Source organism: Sellimonas intestinalis (assembly GCF_001280875.1).
In the GTDB taxonomy this organism is placed as follows: Bacteria; Bacillota; Clostridia; order Lachnospirales; family Lachnospiraceae; genus Sellimonas; species Sellimonas intestinalis.
Map to the genome: position 1 here is coordinate 1 of NZ_LGAJ01000002.1, position 18,298 is coordinate 18,298.

The following is an 18,298-nucleotide window of genomic DNA, read 5'->3' on the forward strand; positions in this document are numbered from 1 at the left end:
CAGAGTAAATAGCTCTGCGAAATTTTTATTACCTTTTTTTCTGTTTTCATTTCCAGTCTTTTCAAAAACGATCTTTTATAACTTCTTACTGACCACTTACTCCCCATAATTGTGTTAATTCTTTTAACATCGTATCCCCTCTTTCCTATCTGTCCTATATTACGAAAGCACCGGGAATTCCGGTGCTTTCTGCTTTCCATATTATAATTGGTATTTCATTACCGCTTCATCGATTGCTTTCCTGCATTTCTTTACTCCTGCGGTAATTCCTTCCCGATCCTTAAAAATTGCAGAAGATAATACAATGACATCCGGATTACATGCAATCGCCGCATCCATATTATCGACACGCAGTCCTCCATCAATCGCCAGTTCACATTTTGGGTTTTTAGCATCAATCATTTCGCGGGAGCGTCTGATCAGATCCACCGCACTTCTTCTCCATCCCCAGTTGTCCTTTCCATCTGTATCATCCACTCCATGTACCACGAGTTGTAACCGGTCAATATCATAAATCGCTTCATCTACAAAGCAAAGAGGTGTATAGCATCCCAGCGTTAATCCAATCTTCATCCCAAATTCACGACAATAATTGATAATATAAGCCAATGGCGCTCCTAGAAAATGTTCCGCCGGTAAAATCAGCATATTACATCCCGCTGCCGCAATTTTCTCAATAAACAGTCTGTCGCAGTCTCTTGTATAAATATGACATTCGATATCTTTTTTGGTATACGGACGAATTCCTTCTATAATCTGGTGTCCTCCCATTAGCTGCATATTTTTCAGATCGTGCATATCTGCCGCATCGGAATGGATATAGTCGACTCCCGCCGCATCCGCTTCTGCGACCAGATCCGCAATATGGCCGTAATCTACATGTGCCAGTCCTGCCGCCATTTTGATATGTTTCATATTAAGTTCCTCCTTAAATATATGATTTTTGATTTTTTGCCAGATAAACAAGTTCTCCATCAATCACAGTACCCATACATTCTGCGGTCAGATGTTCTACCGGATTTTTATCGAAGATGGCAATATCGGCATCTTTTCCTGATTCAATCGTACCGATTCTATCTTCCAATCCTAAAATTTCTGCCGCATTGCTTGTGATTGCTTTCATAGCTTCCTCCAAAGGAAGTCCGGCTCTGTAACACATCCCCGCACAGATTCTCAGATTGCTTGTATGCATCGCCGGAAGGTCCGTCATAATTGCAATTTTTACTCCCGCATCATAAAGAATTGCCGCTGACTCTACACATTGATGAATCACTTCGTTTTTATGTGGAAATCCTAAAAACGGCCCTAATATGACGCCTTTTTGTCTTGTATGAGCCAGGACATCCGCAATCAGATGCCCCTCACTACAATGATCCAACGTGATCTGTAAATCAAATTCCTCTGCGATACGCAATGCTGTCATAATATCATCTGCCCGGTGAGCATGTGCTTTTAATGGGAGTTTCCCTTTGATGACGGGAGCCAGCGCCTCCAAACGCATATCAAACTTCTTTTCCTTTGTTTCGGCATAATCCTTCGCTTTATAGAGCCACTCCCGTATCACAGCTGCTGTTCCCATTCTGGTAATCGGGGATCTTCCTTTGGAACCATGAGAATTTTTCGGATTTTCTCCAAAAGCCGCCTTCATGGCAAGAGGTGCCTGCAATATCATATCGTCCACAACCCGTCCCTTTGTTTTTAATGCAACGAATTGTCCAGCGATTGGGTTACTGCTTCCCGGTCCCGTCGCCACACAAGTCACCCCATTTTCATACGAATAACGAAATTCTGGATCCAACGGGTAAATCCCATCTATAGCGCGTAACTGTGGGGTAATCGGATCGGTATCTTCATTTCCATCTACTCCTGCATCTCCAATACCGGATTCAAAAATTCCGATATGATTATGTGCATCGATGATTCCTGGCATCACAATGCCTCCTCTTGCGTCAATTACCTCAAAATCCTCTGCACAGTCCAAATTTTCTCCAACCTTCTGGATCTTCCCGTTCTCAATGAGCAAGTCCCCTTCTACAATGTCAGATGAACGATTCATGGTATGTATCATTCCATTTTTAATGCAAAGATTGTTTTTTCTCATATTTCCGCCCCCATAAGTTCCCAAGAAATACTATTCTCCACACTTTGGGCAAGTTCTTTGATTACAGCTTCTTGAAACGGCGATGGAAGTCCTGCTGACTCAATGGTTTCTTTAAATCCCTTTTGTCCGCTGTATTCCAAAATCTTCTTGTAACAATTCCATGCTGTTTCATGGTTTTCCTGATCCATAAAATGCAGTTCCAGCGCACACACCTGTGCCAGTACGTAATCAATATAATAAAATGGCCACCGATAAACATGTGTCTGTCTCTGCCATGCCCGTCCCTTTGAAAGGAACAGATCTGTATCATACTTTTTCCATGGCATATATTGTTTTTCCAACTGTTTCCACAAATCCTTCCTATCTTCAACAGAAAGATTTGGATGATCGTAAATCGTTTCCTGGAATTCGTCAATCGCACATCCGTATGGGATAAACGACAATGCATTTTTCAGATGAATATAGCAGTAAGAAGCAATCTCTTCTTCCGGTAATACATATTTCAGATATGGCCATACTAAAAATTCCATTCCCATTGAGTGGATCTCGGCCAGATCTGAACTACATGCCCCCGAAAAACTAAACGGCTCCCCCCGTTTGGTATAAGAATGAAACCCATGTCCGGTTTCATGTGCAAATGTTTTTAATGCTCCTGTTGTCGCATGATAGGTTTCAAAAATGAACGGCATATGATACTGTGCCACATAATTTGAATAGGCCCCCATGATTTTACCCGGACGCATGGATAGATCAAAGAATTCACATTTTAATAGTTCTTCATAATAGACCCTTGTTTCAGGAGAAAGTTCCTGGTATACCTTTTGAAAGTCTTCCAAAATATTCTGTGTCGGCTGTGGTTTTTTTCCGCCCGCAAAAATGTCCTCATCATAATGATAAAGCACTTCCACCCCTAACGCCTGTCTTTGTTTTTCAAACAGCCTCTGTGCCACAGGGACAAGATTTTTCTTCACTTCCTCCCGAAAAGAAACAATGTCCTTCCGTGTATAACTTGTTCTGCCCATACGACAATATCCGACTTCCGTAAATGATTTCTTTCCCAGTTTTTTCGCAATGCGATCCCGGACCTTCACAAGCCGGTCATAAAGGTCGTCTAATTCTTCTCCTGCTGATGCAAATGATTTCTCCCAAATAGCCGCATATTTCGCCCGTTCGTTCCTGTCTTCACTTCCCATATGCGTCCCTATCTTGGACAGTGGTACAACTCCTTCTTCTGTTTCCGCCTTTAAATTCGCAATCATTTCTGAATACTTGGAGGAAAGTTCATTTTCCTGCTTCAGTTCTTCCATGATTTCCGGGTGAAAACTTTCTTTGTGTAGCGCCGCCATCCGAAATGGTTCTGTACCGATATGTATTTCAAACTCTTTCTGATAAGGACTTTCCAGAAGAGCCTCATTCATCTCATTTTCTAATGCTTCATAACGTGGCTTTACACGATCAAAAAATTCTGTTTCCTCTTTATAAAACACATCGTTTACATCCATTGTATTGCGAGCCTCGCAAATGACCGCCAGCGTAGAAAATTCATCTCTGATCCGGTCCAGACCAAGTAACGCATAATAAGCAGCTCCAAAACTTTTTGCATGTTTGAATTCCTCTAGCTGACTACGGAACTTTTGTTCAAAACGATCCATATTCAGTCTCATATAAGGAACGTCCTGAAATTTAATCATTCTTTTTTACCCCCTCCGTATTTATAATTTTTCGCCTTTGATATACACGTCCTTTGAATCCACCACACATGCGATATGTTCCAAGGGATTTTCTTTTAAACAAAGGAACGTTGCCAGTTTCCCTTCTTCCAAAGAGCCATAATCATCTGCAATTCCAAGTAGTTCCGCGCTTCCGGACGTAGCCGCGTCAAGCGCCTGCCTTGGACTTAAACCTGCCATTGTCATCAGAACCATTTCATATGGCACTTTATCATACGGGTTATATGGAGAACCAGCATCGGTCCCAAACGCGATTTTTACCCCTTTATCCGCACACTGTTTCAACATATCGCGGTGTATTTGAATTATTTCTTTACTTTTTGCATGATCTGGATTATCCGGATCTGCTTTCAAACCTTCTGTCACTGCATAGTATGGCGCACACAAGGTTGGTACCAGATAGGTCCCTTGTTTCACCATCTTATCCATAATATCTTCTGTCAAAAATACGCCATGTTCTATCGAATCTACCCCCGCTTCCACACAATAACGAACGGCTGTGTTTCCGTGGGTATGTACCGCTACCTTTCTCCCCAACGCATGGGCTGTTTCTATCCCTGCACGTATTTCTTCTTCTGTAAACTCACATGGACCTGGTTCCGGCCCCGGAGAATTCACGCCTCCGGAAACCATCATTTTTACTACGTCCGCACCTTCTTTTATGACTCTCCTTACCTGTCTCCTTACCTCATCTGCTCCATCACATTCGTAACTGATTTGATAACCATGACCTCCGGTTGCACAAAGAGCATGTCCGCACGCAATTATTTTCGGTCCATTGATTTCTCCCTTTTCAATACTGTCCCTCACGCCAAGCGTATATCCCTCATATGCCCCAAGATCACGGCAGGCTACAACTCCTGCTTTCAATAATTCCTGTGCATTTTTTACTCCCTGGCAAACATGATGCGCGGCACTTCTTCCCGGACATTCCTCATAGGCTGATTCCCCACAGAATAAATGAACATGAGCGTCAATAAATCCCGGTACAACATAGGCATCTCCTAAATCGATCGCTTCTGCATCTTCTATCTCTGCATCCTCTGCCGGCTTTACCCAAAGGATACGCGCATTTTCCGTCATCATAACGAAGTTTTCCAGGATTGGCTTTTCCCTGTTTCCCGTAAAGATCCATTTCCCATGATATGCTTTTTTCCTCATAGTCTCTCTGCCTGCCTTTCTTCCATCCCATGATTCAGCTTGTCTGTTCCCGGAAGGATGAATTTTCCATCTTTCAAGATGAAAATCTTTTCTCCATATTCTGTATATCCATAAAGAGCAGATATTTCATCATACGGAATCGTAATATCGATATGTTTTTGTACATATTTTTCTTTCTCTGTTTTTCCATCCCGTGTCTTTTCATTATATTTTGCCGTAATTTCTTTCCCATCCAGCAAATTATAAACAGGTTCCTCCTCGGCCCCTTTGTAACACGGATCTCCAATCGCAAGATGTGGTCCCATCTTCTCATAAATCAAAATAGGAAGTTGATCTTCCAGTTGATATTTCTTACAGATACGAAACGCCCGTGTATTCGTTCCAATCGCAAATTCCCCGACCGGAAGAGTTTCATACGGATAGAATAAAGATTCTAAAATCGGGCCTTTCGTTTCTCTCCCATCCTCTTCACAGGAAAAGTCCACGATTTCTCCATCTTCAAACCATAATTTTAAATTGTGGTATTTTCTGTCCTGTAAAAAAATATCCTGAATATGTAAAAGCCCGTTTGTTCCCTTTAGCTGAGGTGTCGTAAATACTTCCCCATAAGGGATATTCAAATCACCCCCACAATTCATAAAATTTGTCTGCTGTTCCCTATTCTCAATTCTCTGCATCTGTACGTCCAAATACGTCTGATTTGGCTTTTTCCCTATGATTCGCACCCACAGACACTGGTCCAGCCCATCAATCAAGATCTGCTGTATCTTTTCAAATTCTTCTGACTGTTCCAGATTCATCTCAAAGATTTCATCAAAAATGTGCTGGAACTGTTTCCCGATCTCAAGTGATGGAAAAACAACTTTACAAAACGACAGTTCTGAAGGCCGAACATACTGTTCTTCCACCTTTCTTCGGGCAATTTCTATCTGTTTTTGTAAATTTCCTTTTCTCTTTTTCTCTTTTTCTCCAAATTCCCCAATACCGATCATGCCGCAGACATCGGCTGTTTCTTTCTGATATCGGTAGAAGACCTGTTCATAAAGATCTATCAGAGCTTCTTTTGCGACTGAATCTGTATCAAATTGTTCTTTTTCTATTCTTCGTTCTAAGACCGGATCTATCACAACCGGCAGTAATCCTTTTTCTTCGATGCAGTGTGCAACTTGTACTGCAAGGGCTTCCTGACCGATCCGATAAAACAGACGAACCCTTTTCCTTTCTCCGCGCTCTCTGTTTTGACTGGTAAAACCATGAAAAAAGGCATCCGTAATATGTTCTGCCATTCGACAGATTTTTTCTTTTGGATACGAAAAATAGAATACTGCCGTTTCTTTTTCACTCTCCGTTACTTCTTTTCCATATTCATTCATCCATTCCAGATCGTGTGGATTTGCTTTTTTCAAAATCCGCAGATACTTGTTCTGCTCTGTTTCTACAGATTCTTGAATCTCAGCTTCTATATATTGCCTGATTTTTTCTATCTGTCCTTTCATATTCTGCCTCTTCTTGTCTTTTCATAAATACTGCAAATTTTTTACTGTGTATGTAGAACCTTACAATGATACAGGATCCGATCCATCCTGCCGGTATCGCAAGGCATATTCCCATATATCCCGCGATTTCTTTTAGCACATATGCTGCCGGAAGTCTTGCCGCCCAGTAGCCGAAAACGGAACTGAACATAGGAAGAACCGTATTCCCCGTTCCTCTGATATAACCGTTAAGAATCACAAAATAGCTTGCAAGGAAGTAGGCAATGCTTAAAATTCGGATATACTCATATGTCATATTTACAATATCCCGGTCATCCGTAAAAATATGAATGATCATTCTTCCTGCTGACCATAGAACCAGCAGCAGACCCGCACTGAATATCCATGCCCAATTCAGACAAAGTTTTTTCCCTTTTTTTGCCCTTTGGATTTCTCCGGCTCCCAGATTCTGGCTTGTAAAAATGCAAAGCGCCTGTCCCATTCCGGTGATCGGTATGCTGGCAAAAGAATCGATTTTGGAACCTATCGTATAGGCCGTCATCTCGTTTACACCAAGGGAATTTACTGCCGCCTGGAGAAAAATCATTCCGATGCTGACCATCCCCTGCTCTACCGAGTATGGGATTCCACACTTTATTCCTTCTTTTACGACTTTAAAGTCAAAGTCTCCGCAAAATGGATGATATTTCAGCATCCCCTTTTTGATATTGATATAAATCAGGCAAAGAAGAAATGAAAGTGTCTGGGCAATTACAGTAGCAATTCCCGCCCCCATAACTCCCATCTGGATCTTCGCTACAAATAGCAGATCCAAAACAATATTGACAACGGAAGTCACCACAAGAAGCAGTAACGGTACTTTAGAATTTCCAGTGCTTCTGATCATCCCACTCAAAGTACTGTAACCTGCCACTCCAATCAATCCCACGAAATAGATCCTCAGATATCTAACCGCTTCTGTCAAAACTGTTTCCGGCGTATCAATCCATATGAGCAGATGACGGGAAACAAAGATTCCTATGACGGACAGTACCAGTGACACTACTAATACAGAGGTCAGTAATGTATCCAACGTACGTTTTGCAAGTTTCCACTCTCTTTGGCCAATCCTCATGGAAATCAGGATTTCCGAGCCTGCTCCAAGCCCCATTAAAACCGCAACCATCAAAAACTGAATAGAATTACTTGCGCCAATGGCCGCTAATCCATTTTTTCCTACCACTTGTCCTACAATCACGCCATCCACAAAGGAATAACATTGCTGTAAAAAATTCCCGGCTAAAAGGGGAAGCATAAAACGAAACAACCTGCTTTTCGTATTGCCTTCCACCAGATCTGTCATTTTTTCTTCCCCTTTCCATTTCATTTTTTCAATATTCTATTCATACATGACTACATTTTTAAAATCATATTCTGAACCAAATGGCCAGATATTTAATCCCTCTACCTTTTCAGAAATTACATAATTATTTTCCACAAAATTCTGAGGAATATATACATACTGATCCAACACATATGTTTCTACTTCTTTTAATGTCTGAATCCTTTCATCTCCGATCTGGGAGAGTGATGTTTCCCACATCTCAGTAAATTGTGGATCGTCCATCTTCCCTTCATCATAAATAAAACTTAAAAACTCACTTGCATCCGGATAACTTGCTGTATTGGCTCCTCCAATAACACAGTGGAAAGTACCTTCTGTCAACATCGGAATCAGCATTTTTGTCTGCATCGGCGTTACTGTTAATTCCAGATCCAGGTTGTCCTTCCACATAGCCTGTACTGCCTGCGCCTGCAATTTGCTCCCCTCACTGTCTACACATAGAATTTCCAGGAAGTCTTCCATTTCTTTTTTGCTCTTACCAATCTCTTTTAACCCTTCATCCAGAAGTGCTTTTGCACGGTCAATCGCTTTTGGATCTGTTGCCGCATCTTTTACAAGATCTCCCTGCTGCTCGCGGAAATCTCCATTTTCTGTTCCCCTGATACCATATGGTACCATTCCGTACGCTGCCAGCTTTTCATTCTTTACAACATTTGCGGCATATGCTTTTCTATCAAATGCGATGGAAAGTGCCTCTCTGATTTTGATATTATTTAAAAATTCTACTTTGGGGTTGAATTCAATAAAGCTGACGCTCAATCGCCCCTCTTCCCGAAGTTCCGGCGAGTCTTTGTACTGCTCCAACAGTTCTGTTCCGATTCTCTGCATGTCCAGATCCCCTGCCTCATACATCCCCTGAATCGCATTTTTATCCGATGTAAGAGAAATCTGTATTTCTTCCAGGGTTACATTTTTTGCATCCCAGTAATTATCATTCTTTTTTAACGTAATGGAATTATCATGTACCCATTCCGACACTACAAATGGTCCGGAAAAGACCATATTCTCTGGCTCTGCGCCATACAGATCCTGATACTTTTCACCCGCCTCTTTTTGAATTGGCGCCCATCCAGGAGTTTTCAGACAATCCACGAAGAAGTCAACTGGTTTTTCAAGAACAAACTCCACCGTATAGTCATCCAATGCCTTTACTCCCAATTCCTGTTTGTCCTTCTCTCCTTTGATGATAGCCTCTGCATTTTTTAAATAGAAGTAGTCATTCGCCTTTGGCGACGCAAAACTTGGATCCACCACTCTCTGAAAACTATAGACCACATCTTCGGCCGTAATCGGGGTACCATCAGACCATTTTGCATTTTCACGTAATGTTACGGTGTAAACTGTGGCGTCCTCATTTTCTTCAAACTCTGTCGCCAGTCCCGGCTCCCAGTCTTTTCCATCCTCTCCCGCAATACGGAATAGCGGCTCTGTCACTGCATAACTGACATTAAACGCATTATCATCCTGAATCTGATACGGATCCAATATCGTAGGCTCTTCTCCTAACGCAATGCTCAGAACCTGATCTTCTGACTTTGTTTTTTCTCCGGAACTTCCGGCGTTTCCTTCATTTCCGTTTCCACATGCCGCCAAGCTCAACAGCATCGTGCCTGCCAACACTGCACTTAACACTTTTTTTACGTTTTTGCCCTTCATAGTTTTCCTCCTTTTTTTTAAAATAAATGGCATGCCACTTTATGACCATTTCCAATCTCTTTCATCTCCGGCGGTTGTTTTTTACAAATATCTTTTGCGTATGCACACCGCGTACAGAACTTACATCCTTCCGGAGCATGAATCGGGCTTGGGAGTTCCCCTTTTAAAGCAATCTGTGATCTATTCTTTTCCACTTTCGGATTTGGCACCGGAATTGCTGAAAACAATGCTTTCGTATAGGGATGTTTCGGATTTCGATACAGTTCCTTATTTGATACATACTCCACTACAGTTCCCAGATACATAACCGCAACATAATCAGATATATATCGTACCATGGACAAATCATGTGCAATAAAGATATAAGAAAGATCGAGTGTCTTCTGTAATTTTACAAGCAGATTCATAACCTGCGCCTGAATAGAAACATCCAAGGCGCTGATAGGTTCATCACAAATGATAATGTCAGGCTCCATACTTAGCGCTCTTGCGATTCCGATTCTCTGCCTCTGTCCCCCTGAAAATTCATGCGGAAAACGGTTAGCATGTTCTTCATTGAGTCCAACCAGATTGAGAAGTTCAATGATTTTTCTCTTTCTCTCCTCCTTAGTATAAAGCTTTCTCATATCCCATCCTTCTGCAATAATATCGCTTACCGTCATACGAGGATTCAGGCAGGCGTATGGATCTTGAAAAATCATTTGAACTTTTTTTGCAAGATCTCTTCTTGTCTTTTTTGTACTTTTTCCGCTGATATCCTGCCCATTCAGGAAAATTTTACCCTCCGTCGGATCATAAATACGGATAATTGTTCTTCCCAGTGTACTCTTTCCGCATCCTGATTCTCCTACCAGTCCCAGAGATTCTCCCTTACTCAGAGTGAGAGAAATTCCATCTACCGCTTTTAATGTATGTCCACCTTTTACTCTGAAATATTTTTTTAAGTTTTCTGTCCTTAAAATCTCTTGCTTTTCCATCACTACACCTCTTTTCCGGTGATCGGATTGACCGTTTTTTGCATCTGTTTTGCACGTTCATCATACAGCCAGCACCAAACTTTATGGCCATCTCCCTCCACTTCAAACCCCGGGGCATCTATGCACCGACAAACTTTCATAGCATACGGACATCTTGCCGCAAACGCACATCCTTTCGGAGGATGCAATAAATCCGGTGGCGTTCCAAGAATCGGCTTGAGCGGTTCTTTATTACTGATATCTTCCGGCGGAATAGACTGCATAATCCCCCATGTATATGGATGGGACGCATATTCAAAAATATCTTCTGCATTCCCATACTCTACGACCTTTCCGGCATACATCACAGCAATTTTGTCTGCGATATTAGATACGACCCCAAGATCATGTGTAATCATAATAATTGCTGTATCATACTGTTTTTGGATCTTTTTAATCAAATTCAGGATCTGAGCCTGTGTCGTTACATCCAAAGCCGTCGTTGGTTCATCCGCAATCAATAGTTTCGGATTTACCGCCATTGCAAGCGCAATCATAGCTCTTTGTCTCATACCACCTGAAAATTCATGTGGAAACTGATCATACCGTTCTTCCGGGCTTGGAATCCCTGCCATTGTAAGCGCTTCGATTGCTATTTTTTTTGCCTCTTCCTTGGATGAGACACCACTTTTGATAATCCCTTCCGCAATCTGTTTCCCGATCGTCATCGTAGGATTCAGGCTTGTCATTGGATCCTGAAAAATCATACGGATCTCTTTTGCCCGGATCTTTTGCATTTCTTTTTCTGTCAGTTCTGTAATAATTTTCCCGTCAAAAAGGATTCTGCCGTTTTTTATTTCCCCGGAAGGCTTATCCGGATTTAAACGTACAATCGATTTCGCCGTGACCGATTTCCCGCATCCAGATTCTCCGACAATGCCAAGCGTCTGTCCCTTTTCAAGCTGAAAGCTGACTCCACGTACTGCCTGCACCTCTCCCGCATAGGTGTGAAATGAAAATATAAGACTTTCTACTGTTAATAATGTACTTTCATTTTTCATCTACTGTTCCTCCTACTGCCTCATTCTTGGGTCTAACGCATCCCGAAGTCCATCTCCTAAAAGGTTAAAGCATAACATTGTAATGCAGATCAGAAGTGCCGGGAACAATAACTGATATGGATAACTTAATAGTTTGTTTGCCCCGTCTGATGCTAAAACGCCCCAACTTGCCGTTGGAAGTGGAAGCCCCAAGCCAATATAACTCAGGAAAGATTCTGCAAAAATCGCTGATGGAATTGCAAACGCCATATTAGTGATAATCGGGCTTAACGCATTTGGAAATAGATGTTTGACAATAATCCAGATGCTGCCCGCCCCCATTGTCCGGCTCGCCATTACAAACTCCATTTCCTTAATCTGAAAAACCTGTCCACGAAAAAGCCTTGCCATTCCAATCCATCCTGTCGCTGCTATTGCAATAATGACTGGCCCTACGCCCGGTTTTAATATCAGAATCAGAAGAATTACCCACAACATCTGCGGAATAGAGGCAATCAACTCACAAAAACGCATCATAATGTTATCTGCCAGACCTCCAAAATACCCGGCAATGCCACCATATAAAATCCCAATCGTTCCATTTAAGATCGATACAACAAGAGCAATAAAAAGGCTGACTCTTGCACCTTCCCAGCATCTTACAAAAATGTCTCTCCCAAGGTCATCTGTACCAAATAAATGTTCTCCCGATGGGCCCTGGTTGACAGCCATTAAATCTGTCTTATCGTATGTATAACTGCTTACCATCGGTACTACGATGGCTAAAACCGCAATTAAGATCAGTACAATAGCTGATACCATCGCCACTTTATTTCTCCGAAAACGTCTCCACGCATCACTCCAGTATGTGACCGACGGTCTTGAAATCTTATCCGCATCTTCATGCGCCTGCTCATCCTTTTCAAATAACTCCAGTGGAAGAGCCCGGATATCATCTGTCACCTGTTTTTTTTCTTCTTTCATAATATCCTCCTAACCTGCAATTCTGATTCTCGGATCAACAACCCCATAAAGAATATCTACGACAAAGTACATGATTGCGGAAATAAATGAAAAGATTACTGTCAATCCCATAATCATGGTATAATCACTACCCTGAATCGCAGTAATCATCGCCTGCCCGATTCCAGGAATATTGAAAATTTTCTCTACCACAAAATTTCCGGTAAGAACACCTGCACACATTGGTCCGAAAGAAGTAACCAAAGGAAGAAGAGAATTCCGTATCATATGTCTTTTTACGATTTCTGTCTTATTCAGCCCTTTACTTTTCGCTGTGTAAATGTAGTCCTGCTTCATGACATCCAGCATACTGGTTCTGAGCATACGGGCATAAAATGCAATATTAGTAAATGCTGCGGTAAACATAGGAAGGATGATATAGCTCAATCCCTTCCATCCTTGAATAGGGAACAGTTTCAAATCCACTCCGAAAATCTTCTGTATCAAAGAGCCAAATACAAAACTTGGTATTGATACTCCCAAAATCGCAAGAATAATAACAAGGTAGTCTACCTTTCCCTTATTATTCAATGCCGCAACACAGCCTAATACGAGACCAATAATGGAACCAATGATGACTCCTCCAAATCCGACCAAAGCGGACGGCGGCATCCCCGATGCAAGTTTTCCCACCACTGTCTGCCCTTTATATTTCATAGAAGAGCCAAAGTCTCCATGTAACAGATTCTTCATGTAGATGGTGTACTGCTCAAATAAAGGCTTATCCAGTCCATACTTTTCTTCCAGATTCTCACGAACGACCTCCGGCGTATCTCTCGGCAACGAAAAGGGGTCTCCCGGTATCAAATGCATCAGAAAAAAAGTCACTGTTGCAATCAAGAACAAGGTGATCAACATCGAGCCAAATCTTTTTAACACATATTTTCCCATACCACGCTCTCCTTTGTTTTCATTTTGACGGCTTTCTGCGTACATTGGCGACTCATATTTTGTTTATTTTATATATTTTTTGCCAATGCACCGCTTCGTTGTTGTTGTTTATCACAATATTAGCTCGCGAAAGCATTTGTGTCAATATTTTTTTATCACAAAAATATTTTTTTATTATATTGACTCATTTTTTCTTTTATGCTATTTTTTTATTATCAAAACTTGCTCTAAAGGGGGTTCTTACTACCATGTCAAATCCAAAAGAATATAAAACTATCGCTAAATTTCTGTCCCTATTTCTTGGAAATAATTGCGAAGTTCTACTATGTGACACAGAAGAATTTCTTTATATTATGAATCCTTTGGATGATACACACCATGTCGGCGATCCACTGGATGACTTACATCAAAACTTTATAGATGATGATGCTTTTCATTCTCTGCCATATACAATTACTTACCGCACCTCTGCTTCGTCAGGCGAAAAATTGCGTTCAGCCACTTTTTTCATCCGGGATGACAATACATTAACTGGTTTTCTTACACTGAATTGGAAAATCACAGATTTTGTCCAAATGAAAGAGATATTAGAAATGCTGACCAATGGATCTGTATTTCCAGATACGGAAGAATCTACTGAAACGGGATCCGGATCGATTGAAACATTAAGTTCTTCTGTTTCCGAACTGATCAATTCTGTAATGAATGAAGCACGTATTCGCTTTCAGACAACACCGGATCGTTTTACGACAGAAGAAAAATTAAGTATTATAAGAGAAATGAACAAAAGAGGGGTATTCCTTGTAAAGGGCTCCGTCTCAGAAGTTGCCAAAGAAGTTCGCAGCTCCGAGCCAACGATCTATCGCTATTTACACCAAATCAATAATACACAGGAGGAAAAATCATGACTGTCATAACTGCATCTTATGCTCAGAAGGCTTTGATTGAAGCTGGATACCCGGTAAAAGAGCTGCATACGATCGAGGAGGGGTCAAACCACTTTGTGTTTATTGTCGTTTTACACGATACATCCCGACTGATCTGCAAATTTGCCAAGGTACGAAAAACCGAGCAGAATATCGGTTCTGCCAACCGTGATACTCTCTTCGGCGGACTTCTTTCCCTCGAAAGAGAAGCCTATCTTTTTTCAATGATTAGAGACAAAGCAGAAGTTCCGACGCCAAAAGTTTATGGTATCCATCGTTCTGAGTACGGTACTTTTATTGTTCTGGAATACATGACGGGAATCTCTCAGAAAGAATATATGAAGCAAAGCGGTTACTCAAAACAGGCATTTTTGAATAGTATGGAATACCTTGGGAGGGACTTTGCAAAAATTCAACAAGTTACCTTTCCTTCTTTTGGAAATATTATGGAAAATTCTATAATTGATCCATCTGGACTGACAAATTTCAGCGATCGTTTCCGTTTTGTTATTCAGATGAGGCTCGACCGCTGTATCCAAAAACATATGTTTTCAGAAAAAGAAATTTCCATCGTTTCCAGATTTTTTAAAGAGAAACTAGATCAGTTTCGTCCTCATTTTGAGGCTTCCATTTCTATACCTGTTTTGAACTTCACAGACATGCATGCCGAAAACTTTTATGTGGATCATTTCGGAAAGCCATCCGGTTATTTTGATCTTGAATCCGCGCAGGCTGCTCCTGCCGCATTAGAATTTTATGGTTTTCGCTTCTTCCTCTTCAATTTCTATGATGAAGAATGTTTTAAAGCTGCTGAGGGCGCTTTTTTCCGTGGCTATCAGGCTGCCGGAGGGCTTTATACTCCAACTACAGAAGAGGACGGCAAAGCTATTGATTTTCTTGCGGGCTGCCGGTTGTTAGAACTTGCACAATCCTATTGGGGATACAAGGACGGTGTTCGTGATTTATGGGGGGAAAAAATGAAAAACCTATTATTTGCTTATATAGAAACAGAAAAAATCGACTATATGTCCATCGGTGATATCTGGAGAGAACGCGATCATCAGCCGCCGTATCCTCTGACAGAATAATAAAACCATCAGAAAAACTTCCCATCTCTCTTTTTTGAAAAGGACTCGTATCTGGCTGTTGAAACCGAATACGAGTCCTTTTTTACATTTTCATAATGAATTCAGAACAAATTTTTCAATCGCATACGCTACACCCTCCTGTTCATTGGAGCACGTAATGTAATCCGCAATTTCTTTCACTTCATCTCTCCCATTTTCCATCGCCACTGCAAAACCTGCTTCTTTTAACATATCCATATCATTCAGGCCATCCCCAAAGGCCATAATTTCCGCCCTACTAATCCCCAGAATTTTCCCAAGATTCAGAAGTCCCTTTCCTTTATTTACATCTTTTGCAGTCACTTCAATATTATTGGAAAGAGCACAGGAAATTGTCAAATCAAATTTCGCTTTTAAAACCTCCATAATCCGATCTCTTTCTCCTGTTGTCCGCACAACGGCTTGAATCTTATCGATATCTTTCTCTGCTGTTATCACTGCTTCATGTAGGTCCGGTACAAATGTTCTTGATTCCAAAATATATTTTTGCATATTTTCAGGATAAAATTCTGACACTCTTTCCTTGCTCTTCAAACATCCTAATGCTTTTTCTTCAAAATAGAGATCTGCAAGAGAATCAAATTGCTCTAGCGTATACAATATTCTTTGAGTTTCCTCTTTTGTGATCATCTTCTCATAGACTGTTCTATTTTCTTTCTGATCTAAAATTCTTGCCCCATTCGATGTAATGATATATCTCATTCCAGGAAAACTACGCAAACGTTCCGGAACGCCAAAAACAGGCCGTCCCGTCGCAATCAAAACAACCACGCCCTGATCTATCGCTGTTTTCAACACTTTTTCCGTGTAACTGCCGACCTCTTTTTTATCATTCAAAAGAGTTCCATCCAAATCTAAACCAATCATTTTAACTTTTTCTCTTCGCGACTTCATCCTTTGATTCATCTTACACAGATCTCCTTTCCGCCTCTGATCAGTCAAATCATTTCCTTCTTATCACCTGTCTCGTTGATTGCAAAAAGAACCCTGCATCTGCAGAGTTCTTTTTATCTACTTCAATTCAATTAAGCTAATTTTGCCGGGTTGATCTTTACGCCAGGTCCCATTGTAGATGTGATTGTCACGCTCTTGAGGAACTGACCTTTGACAGCCGCCGGTCTTGCTTTGTTGATTGCGTCAATAAGCGTCTGGAAGTTGTCCGCTAACTGTTCTTCTGTGAAGGAAGCTTTTCCAACCGGTACATGGATAATGTTTGTCTTGTCCAATCTGTATTCAATCTTACCGGCTTTGATATCCTGGATCGCTTTTGTCACGTCCATTGTTACAGTACCAGCCTTCGGGTTCGGCATTAAGCCCTTCGGTCCAAGTACACGTCCCAGACGTCCTACAACACCCATCATGTCCGGTGTAGCTACAACTACGTCGTAGTCAAACCAGTTTTCATTCTGGATTCTCGGAATCAGATCCTCTGCTCCTACATAATCCGCTCCGGCTGCCTTTGCCTCTTCTGCCTTAGCATCCTTAGCGAATACAAGGATACGAACCTTTTTACCTGTTCCGTGCGGAAGTACGACCGCACCACGGATCTGCTGATCTGCGTGACGTCCATCACAGCCTGTTCTGATGTGAACTTCGATTGTCTCGTCAAATTTCGCTGTTGCAGATTTCTTAACTAATGCGATTGCTTCTTCTTTATCGTAAAGATTTCCTCTTTCAATCAGTTTAGAAGCTTCGATATATTTCTTTCCTCTTTTCATCTTATAACCTCCTAGTGGTAATATCGGGAGCGAGCCCTCCCACATTTCTCATGTTTACAATTAGTCAACTACTGTAACACCCATGCTTCGGCATGTACCAGCGATCATGCTCATAGCGGCTTCCACGCTTGCAGCGTTTAAGTCCGGCATTTTCAGTTCAGCAATTTCCTGAACCTGAGCCTTTGTGATCGTAGCTACTTTCGTCTTGTTCGGAACACCGGATCCGGATTTAATATTGCAGGCCTTTTTGATAAGAACTGCTGCCGGCGGTGTCTTTGTGATGAAGCTAAAGCTTCTGTCATTGTAAACTGTGATGACTACAGGGATGATAAGATCTCCCTGATCTGCTGTTCTTGCATTGAACTGCTTTGTAAATTCTACGATGTTGACTCCGTGCTGTCCAAGAGCCGGTCCAACCGGAGGAGCCGGTGTTGCCTTTCCAGCAGGAATCTGTAATTTGATATAACCTTCTACTTTTTTAGCCATTATATTGTACCTCCTTGTGGTATTTGCGGGGATTTCCCTCCCACTTCATTTACGTTACATTTTCTTGACATCTGAAAAACCGATCTCAACCGGTGTTTCACGGCCAAATAACTCAACATTGATTGTGACGCTCTGTTTCGGTGTGTTGATCGCCTGGATCACCCCGACGGTGTCGGCCCATGCGCCGGATACAACGCTGACGGTGTCGCCTACCTCAAAGTCCACAACAATATCTTCTTTCTTGATTCCAAGCGGAGCCATCTCCTCTTCCGTGAGCGGTACCGGCTTGGATCCCGGTCCTACGAACCCGGTCACTCCACGCGTGTTTCTCACAACGTACCAGGTGTCGTCATTCATAATCATATGAATCAGTACATAGCCCGGAAACAGCTTTCTCTGGGCAGCTTTCTGAACTCCGTTTTTGAGCTCCACTACGTCCTGCATCGGAACCCTGACTTCCAGAATCTGGTCTTCCAGGTGTCTGTTTTCGATTGTCTTATCAATGTTGGCTTTAACCTTATTTTCATACCCGGAATAAGTATGAACTACATACCATTTTGCCGTTGACATAATAAATCACCTTTCTACTGTCAGGTCATCATT

At 41.7% G+C, this 18,298-nt stretch carries 17 protein-coding genes; 2 read left to right on the top strand and 15 right to left on the bottom strand.

The window, feature by feature from the left end; translation table 11 throughout:
* Nucleotides 1-201: 201 nt before the first annotated feature.
* From AOA56_RS00360 to AOA56_RS00410, 11 genes are read right to left on the bottom strand one after another with little or no spacing between them, the layout of a single operon-like run.
* Nucleotides 202-915 carry a ribulose-phosphate 3-epimerase gene (locus tag AOA56_RS00360; RefSeq protein WP_048620611.1) on the bottom strand — a complete coding sequence of 238 codons (714 nt, stop codon included), beginning with the start codon at nt 913-915 and terminating at the stop codon, nt 202-204.
* A gap of 13 nt (nt 916-928) precedes the next feature.
* Nucleotides 929-2,101, bottom strand: a complete 1,173-nt coding sequence (locus tag AOA56_RS00365) for an amidohydrolase (RefSeq protein WP_053768738.1) — start codon at nt 2,099-2,101, stop codon at nt 929-931.
* On the bottom strand, nt 2,098-3,792 hold the full coding sequence (locus AOA56_RS00370) for a M3 family oligoendopeptidase (RefSeq protein WP_053768739.1): 1,695 nt from the start codon (nt 3,790-3,792) through the stop codon (nt 2,098-2,100). The genes AOA56_RS00365 and AOA56_RS00370 overlap by 4 nt, the downstream gene beginning before the upstream one ends.
* Nucleotides 3,793-3,813: 21 nt before the next feature.
* Entirely contained in the window at nt 3,814-4,992 is a 1,179-nt protein-coding gene (locus AOA56_RS00375) for a metal-dependent hydrolase family protein (RefSeq protein WP_024731664.1), read from the bottom strand.
* A complete protein-coding gene (locus tag AOA56_RS00380) occupies nt 4,989-6,488 on the bottom strand; it encodes an aminopeptidase (protein ID WP_053768740.1) in 1,500 nt (499 codons plus the stop codon). Before AOA56_RS00380 ends, AOA56_RS00375 begins: the two co-directional genes overlap by 4 nt.
* Complete coding sequence (locus AOA56_RS00385) at nt 6,445-7,830, bottom strand: MATE family efflux transporter (protein ID WP_062304446.1); 1,386 nt, start codon at nt 7,828-7,830, stop codon at nt 6,445-6,447. The genes AOA56_RS00380 and AOA56_RS00385 overlap by 44 nt, the downstream gene beginning before the upstream one ends.
* Nucleotides 7,831-7,866: 36 nt before the next feature.
* A complete protein-coding gene (locus AOA56_RS00390) occupies nt 7,867-9,528 on the bottom strand; it encodes a peptide ABC transporter substrate-binding protein (protein WP_053768742.1) in 1,662 nt (553 codons plus the stop codon).
* A 17-nt stretch (nt 9,529-9,545) separates the two neighbouring features.
* Nucleotides 9,546-10,505: an ABC transporter ATP-binding protein gene (locus AOA56_RS00395; RefSeq protein ID WP_053768743.1), complete on the bottom strand. Its 960-nt coding sequence runs from the start codon at nt 10,503-10,505 to the stop codon at nt 9,546-9,548.
* A gap of 2 nt (nt 10,506-10,507) precedes the next feature.
* A complete protein-coding gene (locus tag AOA56_RS00400; protein WP_053768744.1) occupies nt 10,508-11,545 on the bottom strand; it encodes an ABC transporter ATP-binding protein in 1,038 nt (345 codons plus the stop codon).
* 12 nt (nt 11,546-11,557) lie between these two features.
* Nucleotides 11,558-12,508 (bottom strand): ABC transporter permease, encoded by a 951-nt coding sequence (locus AOA56_RS00405; protein WP_048620605.1) that lies wholly within the window; start codon nt 12,506-12,508, stop codon nt 11,558-11,560.
* A gap of 9 nt (nt 12,509-12,517) precedes the next feature.
* Nucleotides 12,518-13,438 carry an ABC transporter permease gene (locus AOA56_RS00410; RefSeq protein ID WP_024731657.1) on the bottom strand — a complete coding sequence of 307 codons (921 nt, stop codon included), beginning with the start codon at nt 13,436-13,438 and terminating at the stop codon, nt 12,518-12,520.
* 248 nt (nt 13,439-13,686) lie between these two features.
* On the opposite strand from AOA56_RS00410, the gene AOA56_RS00415 reads away from it, so the two are divergent.
* A complete protein-coding gene (locus tag AOA56_RS00415; RefSeq protein WP_024731656.1) occupies nt 13,687-14,346 on the top strand; it encodes a helix-turn-helix transcriptional regulator in 660 nt (219 codons plus the stop codon).
* A 356-nt stretch (nt 14,347-14,702) separates the two neighbouring features.
* A complete protein-coding gene (locus tag AOA56_RS00420) occupies nt 14,703-15,452 on the top strand; it encodes a hypothetical protein (RefSeq protein WP_156169211.1) in 750 nt (249 codons plus the stop codon).
* Between the two features lie 90 nt (nt 15,453-15,542).
* Here the strand turns inward: AOA56_RS00420 and AOA56_RS00425 are convergent, their stop codons facing one another.
* The 4 genes from AOA56_RS00425 to nusG all read right to left on the bottom strand — a co-directional run bounded on the left by AOA56_RS00425 (nt 15,543) and on the right by nusG (nt 18,265).
* The gene (locus tag AOA56_RS00425) at nt 15,543-16,397 is read right to left on the bottom strand and encodes a Cof-type HAD-IIB family hydrolase (RefSeq protein ID WP_238117684.1); all 855 of its coding nucleotides are present in this window, start codon (nt 16,395-16,397) and stop codon (nt 15,543-15,545) included.
* 119 nt (nt 16,398-16,516) lie between these two features.
* Nucleotides 16,517-17,209, bottom strand: a complete 693-nt coding sequence (gene rplA / locus AOA56_RS00430) for a 50S ribosomal protein L1 (RefSeq protein WP_048620602.1) — start codon at nt 17,207-17,209, stop codon at nt 16,517-16,519.
* Between the two features lie 60 nt (nt 17,210-17,269).
* A complete protein-coding gene (gene rplK, locus AOA56_RS00435; RefSeq protein WP_024731653.1) occupies nt 17,270-17,695 on the bottom strand; it encodes a 50S ribosomal protein L11 in 426 nt (141 codons plus the stop codon).
* Between the two features lie 54 nt (nt 17,696-17,749).
* A complete protein-coding gene (gene nusG / locus AOA56_RS00440) occupies nt 17,750-18,265 on the bottom strand; it encodes a transcription termination/antitermination protein NusG (RefSeq protein ID WP_024731652.1) in 516 nt (171 codons plus the stop codon).
* Nucleotides 18,266-18,298: the final 33 nt, after the last annotated feature.